Origin of the sequence: Devosia rhodophyticola (assembly GCF_028816475.1) — a bacterium.
Lineage (GTDB): Bacteria > Pseudomonadota > Alphaproteobacteria > Rhizobiales > Devosiaceae > Devosia > Devosia rhodophyticola.
The window spans coordinates 1,897,993-1,911,352 of the sequence record NZ_CP118247.1; the positions used below are offsets into that span (position 1 = coordinate 1,897,993).

12 protein-coding genes and 1 pseudogene are annotated in these 13,360 nt (G+C 57.6%); 4 read left to right on the forward strand and 9 right to left on the reverse strand.

Going from position 1 to position 13,360, the window contains the following annotated elements:
• A complete protein-coding gene (locus tag PSQ90_RS09290; protein ID WP_282210052.1) occupies positions 1 to 300 on the forward strand; it encodes a putative quinol monooxygenase in 300 nt (99 codons plus the stop codon).
• Here PSQ90_RS09290 and PSQ90_RS09295 read toward each other — a convergent pair.
• From PSQ90_RS09295 to PSQ90_RS09335, 9 genes are all read right to left on the reverse strand, one after another.
• Positions 297 to 1,019 (reverse strand): RNA polymerase sigma factor, encoded by a 723-nt coding sequence (locus PSQ90_RS09295; protein WP_282210053.1) that lies wholly within the window; start codon positions 1,017 to 1,019, stop codon positions 297 to 299. The genes PSQ90_RS09290 and PSQ90_RS09295 overlap by 4 nt on opposite strands.
• Before the next feature lie 7 nt (positions 1,020 to 1,026).
• Complete coding sequence (locus PSQ90_RS09300; protein WP_282210054.1) at positions 1,027 to 1,539, reverse strand: plastocyanin/azurin family copper-binding protein; 513 nt, start codon at positions 1,537 to 1,539, stop codon at positions 1,027 to 1,029.
• Positions 1,539 to 1,961 carry a DUF5602 domain-containing protein gene (locus PSQ90_RS09305; RefSeq protein ID WP_282210055.1) on the reverse strand — a complete coding sequence of 141 codons (423 nt, stop codon included), beginning with the start codon at positions 1,959 to 1,961 and terminating at the stop codon, positions 1,539 to 1,541. The genes PSQ90_RS09300 and PSQ90_RS09305 overlap by 1 nt, the downstream gene beginning before the upstream one ends.
• Before the next feature lie 99 nt (positions 1,962 to 2,060).
• Positions 2,061 to 3,332: an O-acetylhomoserine aminocarboxypropyltransferase/cysteine synthase family protein gene (locus PSQ90_RS09310; protein ID WP_282210056.1), complete on the reverse strand. Its 1,272-nt coding sequence runs from the start codon at positions 3,330 to 3,332 to the stop codon at positions 2,061 to 2,063.
• 183 nt (positions 3,333 to 3,515) lie between these two features.
• Complete coding sequence (locus PSQ90_RS09315) at positions 3,516 to 3,842, reverse strand: hypothetical protein (protein WP_282210057.1); 327 nt, start codon at positions 3,840 to 3,842, stop codon at positions 3,516 to 3,518.
• Positions 3,773 to 5,203: an aminotransferase class V-fold PLP-dependent enzyme gene (locus tag PSQ90_RS09320; protein ID WP_282210058.1), complete on the reverse strand. Its 1,431-nt coding sequence runs from the start codon at positions 5,201 to 5,203 to the stop codon at positions 3,773 to 3,775. Before PSQ90_RS09320 ends, PSQ90_RS09315 begins: the two co-directional genes overlap by 70 nt.
• Positions 5,204 to 5,319: 116 nt before the next feature.
• The gene (gene solA / locus PSQ90_RS09325) at positions 5,320 to 6,510 is read right to left on the reverse strand and encodes an N-methyl-L-tryptophan oxidase (protein WP_282210059.1); all 1,191 of its coding nucleotides are present in this window, start codon (positions 6,508 to 6,510) and stop codon (positions 5,320 to 5,322) included.
• A 2-nt stretch (positions 6,511 to 6,512) separates the two neighbouring features.
• A complete protein-coding gene (locus PSQ90_RS09330; protein ID WP_282210060.1) occupies positions 6,513 to 8,888 on the reverse strand; it encodes a PIG-L family deacetylase in 2,376 nt (791 codons plus the stop codon).
• Between the two features lie 9 nt (positions 8,889 to 8,897).
• On the reverse strand, positions 8,898 to 10,127 hold the full coding sequence (locus PSQ90_RS09335; RefSeq protein ID WP_282210061.1) for an ROK family transcriptional regulator: 1,230 nt from the start codon (positions 10,125 to 10,127) through the stop codon (positions 8,898 to 8,900).
• Positions 10,128 to 10,313: 186 nt separating this feature from the next.
• Between PSQ90_RS09335 and PSQ90_RS09340 the strand changes: the two are divergent.
• From PSQ90_RS09340 to PSQ90_RS09350, 3 genes and pseudogenes are all read left to right on the forward strand, one after another.
• Positions 10,314 to 11,563 (forward strand): annotated as a pseudogene (locus PSQ90_RS09340) (extracellular solute-binding protein).
• Positions 11,564 to 11,569: 6 nt separating this feature from the next.
• Positions 11,570 to 12,508 carry a carbohydrate ABC transporter permease gene (locus PSQ90_RS09345; RefSeq protein ID WP_282210062.1) on the forward strand — a complete coding sequence of 313 codons (939 nt, stop codon included), beginning with the start codon at positions 11,570 to 11,572 and terminating at the stop codon, positions 12,506 to 12,508.
• An 8-nt stretch (positions 12,509 to 12,516) separates the two neighbouring features.
• Positions 12,517 to 13,359 (forward strand): carbohydrate ABC transporter permease, encoded by an 843-nt coding sequence (locus PSQ90_RS09350; RefSeq protein WP_282213022.1) that lies wholly within the window; start codon positions 12,517 to 12,519, stop codon positions 13,357 to 13,359.
• The last annotated feature ends 1 nt before the right edge of the window (position 13,360 follow it).

Below are 13,360 nucleotides of genomic sequence, written 5' to 3' on the forward strand. Positions count from 1 at the left end.
ATGTTTGCCATCATCGTTGAGTTCGAGATCAAATCCGGTCAATTCGAAGCGTTTCTTGCCCGCGTCGAGCAGCAGGCCGCTGACAGTTTGCGGCTCGAACCCAATTGTCAGCAGTTTGATGTGCTGGTGGATCCAGCCAGGGCCAATCGTGTCATGCTGTATGAAGTCTACAATACGCCGGATGATTTTCAGACTCATCTGAAGGCTGACCATTTCAAGGCTTTTGATGCTGAAGTTGGTCCCATGGTCGCGGCCAAGCGTGTCGATCAACTGCACCGCCGCGCCTCAGACGCCGCCTAATTTTCCGGGCGACGGATAACGCCACTGGCACCCAGCCGGTCGATAACCTTGTCCGCCATGCTGTCACAGCGTGCGCCATCAAAGGGCAGGATATCGGCAAAGGAGTTGCCAATTTTTTCCGTCAGCGTTCGACGGAGAGCCTGCCGGGCACGATGCAGGCGGGTCTTGACGGTTTCGGGTTTCAGGCCCAACTGTTCGGCAGTTTCATTGACCGAACAACCTTCAACATCACGCATCAAAAAAACAAGCCGAAACGTCTCGGGCAATTGTGAGATTGCATTTTCCAATAGTGTACGCATCTGGGTTCGATCGACCTCACTGTCGGCGGTCCCCGGGGCAAGGGAAATTGGTTGAAGAGCGGCAAGGCCCGGATCGGCCATTCCTGCATTTTCCAAGGCGTCGAGATCCGTCATAGGCCGCCGTTTGCGAACCCTGCCGATGGCATCGTTCAACGCAATGCGGGTCAGCCAGGTTGAAAAACGCGCGGTGCCGAGAAATCCATCGAGATGGGTAAAGGCGCGCACGTAAGTTTCCTGCACTACGTCCTCGGCCTCGCTGTCATTGCGGACCACGCCCCATGCAATGCGGAAAAGGCGCTGATTGTTAGCCTTGATCAGTTTTCGGATGGCCGTTTCGTTGCCCAAGCGAGCCTGCTCGACCAATTCGGATTCGCTGTGGACAGACGCAGCTATGTCTGGCTGCTGCTGGACGATGCTCATGTTTCCCTCATTTCGAAGAGGCCAATATATCAGCAATTGTGGGGAAATTGGCGAGGGCAGCGTCGGGTAAAGCGATCAAGCCAGATCTGGCGGTATTGGGATAGTCGCGGTCTGGTGGTCGCCCAACCACTATCCTGCCGACCATGCCAGCGTGCTCATGCGGCTGGCAATAGTAATCGTAAACGCCAGTTACCGTCAGCCTCATCTCAAAGCTTTCGCCGGGCATCAGATAGCCAGAGTCCCACGGCCGCGCGCCATTGGGTATGCGTCTGGGGCGATCCAGAATATCGGGATGATAGGCAGTGGCGGTATGGGCATTGGCTGCATCCTTATTGGTCCAGCGCACTGTCTGGCCAGGCTGAATATGCACCCCGATAGGATCAAACCAGACGTGGGAGCCGTCCGGTCGGCCCGCCATGGTGATGTCAATGACATCGGTTGCAGCCAGCAAAGTAGGTTGAATGCTTAGCAGGGCAAAGGATGCCCCGCCGACCTGCAGGGCCTGTCGACGGGTTATCATTATTGTGCCACTCGGCTTTCCTCGGCCTGCGGAATATTCCACAGCACGACATGGACATGGGGTTCGGCGACGCCAGGGTGACCGGCGTTGTAATAGACATCGACATGGTCGACCTTACCCGCTGGCGCAGACAGATTGTCAAAGCTGTTGTCGGGATTGAGGTCCTTGAGGGGCAACATATAGATGGTGCTGACCAGCGCCCCATCATGGTCATAGGCGAGGAAGGGTCCTGCGGGCAGAGTGGCGGGATCGACAAACAACTGCCCCATGCCGGGCAGGAAGTCGGGCAGCGGCACCAGGGAACTGACCGCCGCAAATTCTCCAGCAGGCGGGGCCTTGGCGATTGTATCTGGAAGTTCATGGGCCAGCGCGGGCAGTGTGCTGGCAAACAGGATCATGGCGATCAGGGCTGACGTTCTCATTAATGCATCTCCAACAGGTTGATGCGGGCTTAACTGCCGCAACTGCCCTATTGGATGGTGTCGGCAACAAAAGGTTCCCGACACCGCGATGCAGTTGGATCAGGCCCTGGTTAGTGCCTGTTCGATATCAGCAATGATATCGTCGATATGCTCGATGCCCACCGAGATGCGCACCAGATCTTCGGACACGCCAGCGCGGGCCAGTTCCTGTTCGTTGAGCTGACGGTGGGTAGTCGAAGCTGGATGGCAGGCCAGTGATTTGGCGTCCCCGATATTGACCAGCCGCAGGATCATTTCGAGCGCATCGATGAACTTCCCACCGGCTTCCTTGCCGCCCTCGATACCAAAGCTGATAATGCCCGAGGCTTGGCCCTTAGTCAGCCGCTTGGAAAGGTCACTATACTTGCTGTCTGGCAAGGCCGCATAATTGACCCAGGTTACCTTGGGATGATTTTTGAGGAATTGGGCGACCTTGAGCGCATTTTCGCAATGGCGCTCCATGCGCAGTCCGAGCGTTTCCAACCCCATCAGGAAGAGGAACGCACTGTGGGGGGCAAGCGCGGCACCGGTATTGCGCAGCGGCACGACACGGCAGCGGCCGATATAGGCGGCGGGTCCAAGCGCTTCGGTATAGACCACATCGTGGTAGGATGGATCGGGTTCGTTCAGGACCGGGAAGCGTTCCTTGTTGGCAACCCAGTCGAACTTACCGCTATCAACGATCATGCCGCCGATGGAATTGCCGTGCCCGCCGATATATTTGGTGAGGGCGTGCACAACGATATCGGCACCAAAATCAATCGGGCGGCAAAGATAGGGCGTGGCGACGGTGTTATCGACGATCAGCGGCACGCCATGCTTGTGGGCAATGTTGGCGAGCTTTTCGATGTCGACGATATTGCCGGCCGGATTGCCGATGGATTCGCAAAAGACCGCTTTGGTCTTACTATCGATCAATCCGTCAATGGCATCGAGATCGTCGGCACCAGCCATGCGAACCTCAAGGCCCTGGCGGGGAAAAGTGTGCATGAAAAGGTTATAGGTGCCGCCATAGAGCTGGCTGATCGAAACAATATTGTCGCCAGCCCCGGCGATGGCCTGAATGGCATAGGTGATAGCCGACATGCCCGAGGCAACGCCCAGCCCGCCAATGCCACCCTCCATTTCCGCTACGCGCTGTTCGAGCACGGCGGTGGTGGGGTTCATGATACGGGTATAGATATTGCCGGCGACCTTGAGATCGAACAGGTCAGCACCGTGCTGGGTGTCGTCAAATGTATATGAGGTGGTCTGGTAAATTGGCACTGCGGCCGATTTGGTTGTCGGATCGGGCGTGTAGCCGTGGTGAAGGGCCAGCGTTTCCAGCTTCATGCGATTTTCCCTCTGAGGTAAATGGACCGAATTTGGCCCTGAAGTCAGCTCAGGAGCATACTAACCATTTGCGGCACAACTGGAAGGGACGGAGAAGCAAGAGGTTTCGAATATCGCCTTCAATTGCAGTATCAGTTGCTCTCCTGGCGGGAAGGGCGCGCAATAATTTACGCGCGAAGCGCGTTAGAGCTGGAACCAGCGTAATTGATCGGCATTGGCAGGCAGGGTGATGCAAGGGGAATGCCGGTGCGCGTGGGCCCGATCAGCCAAATCTTGGGCGACCGCAAATATTTCCGCTGCCGCAGGCGCCTTGAGTTGCGGCGAAGCGGGTATGGGATCAGGCCGCCACGCACAAAGCGATTCAAGCGTTGTTGTCGGCTCGGGCCGGGCGGACTTGAGTGTCCAGCAGCCGCTTTGTGGATTTACCGCATATAGATCAATCAGATCGTGACCGCGCTCAGCGATGAACGCCAAGGCATCAAGGCAATAGTCAATTGATGCATCGTCCATGACCGGGGGAAGCCCAAACGGACCCAACCGGGTTTCATGACCTCAAACCCCTCCAGCACCAGCGCGCGATATTGCGCCGAAACTTCTGCGCCAATGCCCAGCAGGTCGTGACCGTAAGGTCCAGCGCAGGAACAACCGCCGCGGGCCTGAATGCCAAAAATGTCATTGAGAAGGGTGACGACGAGCCCATGGTGCAAGACCTGACCGCCCGAGGCAATATTGAATGAGAAGATCGCCAGCCGGTCGGCGCTCGATGGACCCAGTAAATGCAGCCCCGGTGTTGCTTCGAAAAGACGAACGGTACGGGCGACGGCCTGCGCTTCTGCCGCCTCGATGGCATCAATGCCCATATCAGCCTTGAGCTGAAGCACCAGCCCAGCGCGGATATCGCCAATTATGCCGGGCGTTCCGGCCTCTTCGCGCGCTTCGATATTGTCTAGATAGGCGTGTTGGTCGGGGGTCACGAAACTGACAGTGCCGCCGCCGGGCGCCGAGGGACGTTCGATGCAAAACATTGCACGGTCGGCAACGAGAAGTCCGGATGCCCCCGGGCCCCCGATAAATTTGTGGGGCGAGAGCACAATGGCATCGATCTGGTCGTTGGCATCGGCCTGACTTGGGGACATGCTGATGGGCAAATAGGGCGCGCCGGCGGCAAAATCGACTACGCACAAGGCATTGAACTGGTGCAGCAATCGGGCAAGAGCGCGGACGTCGGTCTTGATGCCCGTCACATTGGAGGCGGCGGAAAATGCCCCGATCAGCTTGGGGCGGTCCTGGTATTTTTGCAAAGCCGCCTTGATCGCGTCATTGCAGGGCTGACCATCGGCAGCCAGCGGAATGCGCACAACTTCGGCCAACGACTCACGCCAGGGTAGTTCGTTGGAGTGATGCTCATAGGGGCCGACAAGGACGACGGGTCGCTCCGACGGATCAATTGTCGCCATCAGCCTGTCGCGCAGCGTCCTGTCGCAGGGCAGGGAAAGACCAAGCACAGAAACCAGCTTGTTGACGCCCGCGGTGGCGCCTGATCCGGCAAAGATCACTGCATGTTGGTCACCGGCACCGACGCATTGGCGCACTGTTTGCCGCGCCGCCTCGCGCAAGGCGCCGGTGCGGCGCCCGCCATAGGCAGCCTCGGAATGGGTATTGGCATAGGATGGCGAGACGTGGGTGCGGATAGCGTCTTCGATCAGATCGAGCTGGCGGCCCGATGCTGTATAATCGGCATAGATCAACGGGCGCGTACCGAACGGGGTCGCAAATGCGGGGCATTGCGTCAGCGCGGGATCGCGGCGCACGCGCTCCAGCACGGTTTCGGCGGTGGAACCGTCAACGATGAATTGAGATGCGACAGTCATTCCTTACGACGCCAATACTGTAAAATTGCAGATTGTGAGTACAATATGCTATTTTTTGACAAAATGCTAGTTAATTCGCCTAGATATCGGCAAAATCAAGCAATCCCAGTGGTTTATCAGTCTGGCGGCGATGTGGCCGGGTTGGTGCCAAAGCGCGACAGTGAAAAAGCGTTCAAATCGATGGGGTGCGGCTGTTGCAATAGACGGGCGGCAACGGCCTCGCCGATTGCGGCAGAATGCTTGAATCCGTGTCCCGAGCAGGGCGAAACCACAAGCACATTGTCCCTTTGTGGATGCTGATCGATAATGAAGCCGCTATCGGGCGAAGCGGTATAAATGCAGGTCTGGGTGCGCGCGACCTGCGGCGTCAAACCAGCAAATCGGCCAGCCATATGGGACTGGTACATCTGGGAGGATTGCTCAGGCGTCACCAGGCGGTCGATGGCGTTGGGATCGGATGCGGGGCCGTAACATTCATCGGCTGTTTTCATCGACTGCCCATCGATACTGGGAAAGCCGTAAAAAAAGCCCGACTCGTCATCGCCATGAGGCCACATGAACACCGGGGATTTTTCCCAGATGGATCTGGCGTCAGGTTCAATCATGAACCAATGCATCACCTGCCGCGTGGGTTTGAGCAGATCAATAAATGGTGCACCCAACAGGGCGGGTGCCCAGGCCCCGGCGGTGACGGCCACATGCCCCGCAAGAATTGTTTCGTCGGCGGTCACTATTCTGACGGCGGTCTGATCGGCGGCAATGTCGCGCACTTCGGTATCGAGCTGGATGGTTGCGTTGTGGCGTTGGGCCAGTGTCAAATTGGCCGCGACACAGGCTTCGACACGCAAATAGCCGCCACCAGGTTCAAAATAGCCAATCTCGTCGGGCTGCGGGGTAAAGTTGGGATAGCGGGCGGTTATCTCGTCGGCGGTGAGGATTTCGTGATCGATGTCGAAGCGGCGGGCCGCGGCTATCGAGCGATCAACGAACCCGGTGCGGCCGGGACGTTCCACATTGTCGCCCGGCCGACCGATAATCAGGCTGCCGGTTTGATGGAACAGATCCGCGCCCGTTTCAGCTTCGATCTGGGCCCAGAGTTGGTGGGAGCGTAATGCAAGCGGCACCAGAGCTTCGCCCTCTCCAATGGCGCGGCGGGTGATGCGGGTTTCGCCATGGGTTGAGCCCTGATTGTGCGGTGGGGTGAACCGGTCAATGCCAAGAACCCTGGCACCTGATTTGGCCAGGTGCCACAGGGCGGCACTCCCCATGGCCCCCAGGCCAACAACGATATAGTCATACTGGCGCATGTTCAGGCCGGTTGCACAAGGTTGGCCAACAGGCGAAATGCGCCGGGCACAAGTTTATCGAGTTGATGATGCAGAACCAGCGCTGTGTGGGTATGACGTCCTTTGCCGATGCTGGCCGAAAGCAGCGCACCTTCGAGCGGGGCTTCGCCCGCATCGTGCATTGCGATGATTGGCTGATAAATTGGATCCCATTCGGCGGCAAAGTAGAGGCCGCGTTCCTTGTCCCAGCCGGCCCAATCCTCCGGGCTGATGCGGTTTGGCCCATTAAGCAACGGGTGATCGGGCTGTAGAATTGTGACCTCGGCATCAGGATTGGTCACGCGCCAGCGCAGGGATGGCGACCCGATGACCAGCCGTTTGGGTGGCGTACTGTCCGGGTTCCAGCCATCGCTGGGGCGGTGGTAGAGCGTCAGCAAATGGCCGCCATTGGCCACCCACTGGTGCAGTCTTTGGCTATTGGCATTGAGTGCCGGGCGTGCACCAAAGCCGAAGGTGCCAATGAGGATGGTCGTGTAGGTCGAGAGATCAGCGGCCAGTGCGTCATCATCGAGTTCATCGACCCGCAAACCCATGGCGCGCAACCAATAGGGTACGCGATCACTGCCACCGCCAACATAGGCGATAGATGATTTGGGTAACATCAGTTCGAGCGCCAGAATGTCGAGCGCTTGCGGCTGGCGGTAATAACTGCGCCCGATGTGGGGATAGGCAATCTCGTTGGTACGATATGCGGGGGTGAGATCGACCAGTAGCGGCAGATGATAACGACCGGGGGCCACCGATTGTGGCGGGGACACCGCAAAACCGGTTGAGGTGGTCGCTACTTGCCAGCCGTCGGGGGCTTCGAGCACCAATGAATGGTCAGCCAGCATTGGGCGCAAATCGCTCCGGAGGGCTTTGGGTGCCGATTGGCCAGTCCGGAGAATGATTGCGTCAGGCACCAGATCAACGGAGTGGGCGGGAGAGATGCTCAAGGCCTCTTCGAGATCAAAGTTGGCTCGAGCGCTGCGGCCCTTGATGTCGGCCTTAATTTCCACACTCAACTCGCCATTGCCACCAAGGCTGTGAAAATGGTGCGGAAACTGCTCGGACAATGGTGTGTCGGGCGCCGCCGTAACGGCAAACCTTAATCCCTGCGGGTCGTTCCTGGGGGCGCCAATGCCAACGTCGGTCCGCGCAATTGGCGTTGCGGTTATGGGGGTGCTGTCGGGATCGGTGTGGATGAATAATGCGGCGTTCTGACCGGGTGCCAACCGGTTCGGTTCAACCCAGATGGTGGGTTCGACGCCTTGAGCCAACAGCAGGGCCATGTCAATTTCAGCCCGTTTGCGGTCGAGGCGGTGGCGATGGGCAACAAGGCTGGCGCTATCGCTGTGGGCCAGTGCAATCTCGATGGCCTCGGCGGCGGCAATAAGGGCGGTAACAATTCCATCGCGCTGCGGGAACGACCTGAGCGCCTGATTGATATGATCCTGCGCGACACGCAAAGCGACGCCGCTTTTTTCGGGCAGCAGGTCTGCCAGTTCGGCCAATGAGGCTGGTAAATTGGCGCGAATGTCGGTTTCTGGCTCGCTCGGGCCGCGCTTGAGATGCAGTGGCCACCGCGTTGTCGGCTCGGCCTTCCAGCGCCCCATGCCCTGGGTCGCGTGAAAAGCGCGTGACCATTGGCCAATCTGATCGAAGGCGGCGCCGGTCGGCAGATCACGTCCGGGCACCGTTATCTCAACAGTGGTCGGGGGTGGTGGCAGTTCGTCGTCATAGGTATCGCCGCCGCCTGATCTTGCCGGAAGATAGTATTTTGCGACCGTCCATGGGGTGAGACCGGGTGTGACAAATTCGGGTGCGGCGGCGAGATTCAGCGCGACTTCCGCTGCCTCGGTCATGGCGCGGTGATGCCCGTGTTGTCCCGGAACGTCAAGGAAGGTGGGAATGACAATATCGGGCCGATAGTAGCGATAGGCGGTGACCATGCGCTCGATAATCTTGTCACGCCCCCAACGCGCCAGTGTGTCGGTGCCGTTCTTGGAAAAACCAAAATCGTGGGCGGTGTCGTCAGGGCCGTGGCCGAGCCAAGCGACATCGGCGTCAAGAACGCGTGCCGCCTCTTCCATTTCGCGGGTCCGCAACACGCCCAACGCTCCACTGCGCTCGGGGCCAAGGCTGTTCTGGCCGCCCTCGCCACGGGTCGAGCAGGCAATGACCAGTCGCATGCCATAGCCATAGCGTAGGGTGGCCAGCATGCCTGAATGCTCATCGTCAGGGTGTGCGCCGGAATTCATGACCGTTAAAGTTGAGGTCAGGCGCGACAGCGCACGGTGTAGCTGGACCAGGATGGGGCGTGATTTTTGCTTGGCCAGACGCTCGCGGGCGGTCGACATGGCAGGCTCCTATTGTACGGCGATATGGGGTGCGAGGTTGAGGCGCGGGGTTATGGTTTCAAGCATCGGCAGCGCCGCGGCACCAAGGGCGGCGGTAAGTTGACCGGTTTGGCCCCGCATGATGCGTGGTGCCGTCCGGCCGCGATGGGCCGCAATCGAAACTGGCAGCGGATCGAGCGCTGCGATCAAGGCATCAATTATGGAATCGGGCAGGGCACCGCCCAAAATGATGGTTTCAGGGTCGAGCAGGTTTTCAATGGTTGCCATAGTGGGGGCCAGATAGTCAGCTGCTTCGGCGATCCAGTCGATCAATGTTGGATTGGCGGTATCGTGCAGGTCCTGAAGCTGGGCGGTTGTTTCGCCCTTAAGTCCAACGCCGGCCAGCCGTTCGCGCAAGGCAAAAAGCGAGGCGACGCGCTCAAGGCTGGCCTCGGGTCCAAAAGTGGCAGTGCGGTTACGTGGCGCTACACAGATGTGGCCGATTTCGCCGGCATTGCCAAATGCACCGCGAAGCGGGCGCCCCTCATGAATGACACCCAATCCAAGGCCGACGCCGAAATATAAAAAGCAGAAATTGGCATGGTTGCGCCCGGCTCCATAAAGGCGCTCGCCCACTGCTGCGGCAGTCGCATCATTCTCGATCTCTACAGGTTCGCCGATGGCTTCGGAGACAATGGACTTGGCGTTCTGGCCGGTCCAGCCGGGTAAAGTTGCGGGGCCAACCGAGCTCATGCCTTCGATTTCGAAAGGCCCGGGCATGACGACACCGACCCCAAGCAGTTTTGTCGGCTGCTGGGGCAGGGTGGTGCGAATGCTGGAAACTGCGCCATTGAGTTCAGGCAGAATGTGAGCCGGATCGGTATTCTTGACCGGTCGAATTGACTGGGCGCGGATCTGGCCCGACAGGTCGATCAGGACCGTGACCATATGATCGGCGGCAATTTCGATGCCCACGGTCATCGGACCATCGGGATTGATGGCAAACTGGATGGGTGGCTGGCCACGCCCGCTGCGTCGCCGCCCCAGTTCGATCAACAGGGCTTCGCCGACCAGTTCCTCAACAATGTTGGTCACGGCTTGTGGGGTCAGGTGAGCGCGCCGGGCTATTTCGGTGCGTCCCAGCGGTCCGTGCGCGCGCACCATATCGAGCACGACACGGCGATTGTGCGAGCGATTGCGGCCAGGATTGCTCCCGATGGCCAATTTGGCCTGTAGTCCGTTGTGTTGGGTTTTGCTCATCTGGCACTCCAAACTAGAGGCTATTTTGACAACGATAATAACTCAAGTAAATTATTGTATTGACATTTGGGGCTGGGTCGGCTGACCTTTCGGGCTTGAGATGGTCGCGACTATTCTCGAAATGAGGGATATTTGTCCGCACGGTCAGACGCCGCACGCCGAGGGCGGACCACAAGGAGGATTTAGATGCGCAAACGCTTTACGATTGCTGGCCTCGTTGCCGGTATCAGCCTGATGGCCATGAGCGCGGCTCAGGCCGTTGAGATCGAATACTGGCAGTATGTCTTTGATACCCGCGTCCAGGCGATGGACCAGTTGATCGCCAATTTCGAGAAGGAAAATCCCGACATCACCGTCAAGCAGGTGACCTTTCCCTACGCCGATTATCAGACCCGCATAGTTGCAGCAAAACTTGCCGGGCAGGGGCCTGATGTCATGCAGTTGTTCTATGGATGGCTCGACAAATTCAAATCCGGCGAACTGCTTCAACCGCTCGATCCAGCGGTATTTCCACACGATGAAATCGAGAGTGACTTTTTCCCTATCGTTTCGGCGATGAAGCGTGGCGACGACTATTACGGCCTGCCAACCGCCGTGCGTTCGCTGGCACTGTTCTACAACAAGGATATGTTTGCGGCAGCCGGACTTGACCCGGAAAATCCCCCCAGACGCTTGATGAGTTGGTCACCACCGCCAAGGCGTTAACCAAGATGGACGGTGGTGGCAACATCACGACCGAAGGCATGACGCTTGATTTCGCCGGACAGGACCACCATTGGTGGCGTGAGGCGCTGGTGCGCCAGTTTGGCGGAGCGCCCTACACTGATGACTATAAGACGGTCACCTATGACGATCAGGCCGGCGTTGATGCGCTCAAGTTCTACACCGACCTGCAAACCAAGGAAAAAGTGGGCATGGCCGGCTTCATGGATGAAGGACAGGCTGCATTCCGTGCCGGTCTGGCAGGCATGACGATTGACGGCACTTTCCGTCTGGGTTCTTTCGCTTCCAATTCATTCAAGTGGGGCGTCACCGAATTGCCAGCAAATGCTGACGGGGTTCGTTCGAACTATGCCAGCTATTTTGCCAATTGTATCGGCGCTTCGGCAACCGGGGAAAAACTTGAGGCATCAGAAAAGTTCCTCAAATATGTTTCCTCTCCTGAGGCCATGCAGATATGGCTCAAGGTTGTGGGTGAATTGCCTGCCCGCAAGGCAGTCGCTCTGACCGACGATAATGTAGCAGACCCAATCTATGGTCCGTTCCTGAAAGGTCTTGCTTATGCCCACACGACCCAGTTCGTCGATGAAGCGGGACAACGTCAAACCGCAATTGATATGGTCAACCGTGTGCTGATCAACGGTGATGATCCAAAGGCGTCGCTGGACGAAGCGGCCAAGCAGGAACAAGCCATTATCGACGACGCGGCGCAGTAATCCGCCATGAGCATGGCGTCGGATAGCGTAAAACGGGTTGGACAGGAACCGACAACGATCTGGAACAGGTTCTCCATTCGCACCAAGCGGGTGATCTGGGCCTGGACATTTCTTGCCCTGCCCATCCTTTTTTACGGTGGCATTCGCTTCTATCCGACGTTTCAGGCATTCTGGCTGTCACTGACCGACTGGGATTTGTTGCGCCCCGCAAAATTCGTGGGTCTGGCAAATTATCAGTCGATGCTATCCGACCCGGTGTTCTGGCGCGTGTTCCAGAACACCTTTGCCTATCTGATCATTGGCACGCCGCTCAGCCTTTTGATCTCATTTGTCATTGCCTATTATCTGGATCGCGTGCGGTTCATGCACGGGTTCATTCGTGCCTTGTATTTCTTGCCGTTTCTCACCACAGCGGCTGCCATGGGGTGGGTGTGGCGCTGGTTCTACCAGCCGGTGCCGATCGGTGTTCTCAACGGGTTCTTGAGCGTTCTTGGCATGCCTCAGCAAACCTTTCTGCGGTCCCCCGATACGGCGCTGGTTTCCATTTTGATGCCAGCTATCTGGGCCGGCCTTGGCTTTCAGGTGATCATTTTCATCGCCGGGTTGCGCGCTATTCCCTCAACATTTTATGAGGCGGCGCGCATTGACGGGCTTGGCGATTGGGCAATCTTCCGCAAGATCACTTTGCCCTTGCTCAAGCCAACAACAATCTTTCTGGTGGTGTTTTCCTCAATCGGATTTCTGCGGATTTTCGATCAGGTTTACAACATGACCACCAATGATCCGGGTGGGCCGCTCAACTCGACCAAGCCGTTGGTACTGATGATTTATCAGACGGCCTTCTCATCTTACAAAATGGGCTATGCGGCTGCTCAAACCGTGGTGTTGTTTACGATTCTCCTGGTGGTTTCGCTGATGCAACTTTGGGTAATGAGGAAGCGCTGATGAGCACCATGGATGTAGAACTGCCCGCCAATCGCATGCGCATTCGCCCGGGCCAGATCCTCACCTGGACATTGCTGCTTCTGGGCGGTCTGGTCATGATCACGCCGCTTCTTTACATGTTTGCCACGTCGCTCAAGACCTCGGGCCAGATCTATGATCTCAAGCTCATTCCGGCAGCGCCAACGCTGGACAATTACATCTCTGTGCTTTCGGACGGCCGGTTTATGCGCTGGTTCGTCAATTCCACGCTGATCGCTTCAATCGTTACCGTTTCAAATGTGTTTTTCGATTCAATGGTGGGGTACACGCTCGCCAAGTTCGAATTTCGCGGCCGTTATTTCATCTTTCTGGCGATCCTGTCGACCTTGATGATCCCAACCGAAATGCTGGTCATTCCCTGGTATTTGATGTCCTCTCAGTTGCATTGGATCGATACCTATTGGGGTATCATGTTTCCGGGTATGATGACCGCGTTCGGCACGTTCTTGATGAAGCAGTTTTTTGAAACCGTGCCCGATGATTTCCTCGAAGCGGCGCGGGTTGATGGCATGAACGAATTCACCATCTGGTGGAAGATTGCCATGCCGCTGGTAACGCCAGCAATTTCGGCGCTGGCGATCTTTACCTTCCTGGGCAATTGGACGGCGTTCTTCTGGCCGCTGATTGTCACCACCAGCCGCGAACTTTACACGCTGCCGGTGGGGCTTTCGAGTTTCTCGGTTGAGCAATCGATCCAATGGGAAAAGATCATGACCGGAGCGGCGCTCGCGACCATTCCGACGCTGATCGTATTTCTGGTGCTGCAACGCTTCATCGTGCGCGGCGTGATGCTGGCCGGACTCAAGGGTTAAA

What these genes read in the sequence shown, in the direction of transcription:
- PSQ90_RS09290 (WP_282210052.1), top strand. Translation starts at nt 1, where the DNA reads ATGTTTGCCATCATCGTTGAGTTCGAGATCAAATCCGGTCAATTCGAA.
- PSQ90_RS09295 (WP_282210053.1), bottom strand. Translation starts at nt 1,019, where the DNA reads ATGAGCATCGTCCAGCAGCAGCCAGACATAGCTGCGTCTGTCCACAGC.
- PSQ90_RS09300 (WP_282210054.1), bottom strand. Translation starts at nt 1,539, where the DNA reads ATGATAACCCGTCGACAGGCCCTGCAGGTCGGCGGGGCATCCTTTGCC.
- PSQ90_RS09305 (WP_282210055.1), bottom strand. Translation starts at nt 1,961, where the DNA reads ATGAGAACGTCAGCCCTGATCGCCATGATCCTGTTTGCCAGCACACTG.
- PSQ90_RS09310 (WP_282210056.1), bottom strand. Translation starts at nt 3,332, where the DNA reads ATGAAGCTGGAAACGCTGGCCCTTCACCACGGCTACACGCCCGATCCG.
- PSQ90_RS09315 (WP_282210057.1), bottom strand. Translation starts at nt 3,842, where the DNA reads ATGGACGATGCATCAATTGACTATTGCCTTGATGCCTTGGCGTTCATC.
- PSQ90_RS09320 (WP_282210058.1), bottom strand. Translation starts at nt 5,203, where the DNA reads ATGACTGTCGCATCTCAATTCATCGTTGACGGTTCCACCGCCGAAACC.
- solA (WP_282210059.1), bottom strand. Translation starts at nt 6,510, where the DNA reads ATGCGCCAGTATGACTATATCGTTGTTGGCCTGGGGGCCATGGGGAGT.
- PSQ90_RS09330 (WP_282210060.1), bottom strand. Translation starts at nt 8,888, where the DNA reads ATGTCGACCGCCCGCGAGCGTCTGGCCAAGCAAAAATCACGCCCCATC.
- PSQ90_RS09335 (WP_282210061.1), bottom strand. Translation starts at nt 10,127, where the DNA reads ATGAGCAAAACCCAACACAACGGACTACAGGCCAAATTGGCCATCGGG.
- PSQ90_RS09345 (WP_282210062.1), top strand. Translation starts at nt 11,570, where the DNA reads ATGAGCATGGCGTCGGATAGCGTAAAACGGGTTGGACAGGAACCGACA.
- PSQ90_RS09350 (WP_282213022.1), top strand. Translation starts at nt 12,517, where the DNA reads ATGGATGTAGAACTGCCCGCCAATCGCATGCGCATTCGCCCGGGCCAG.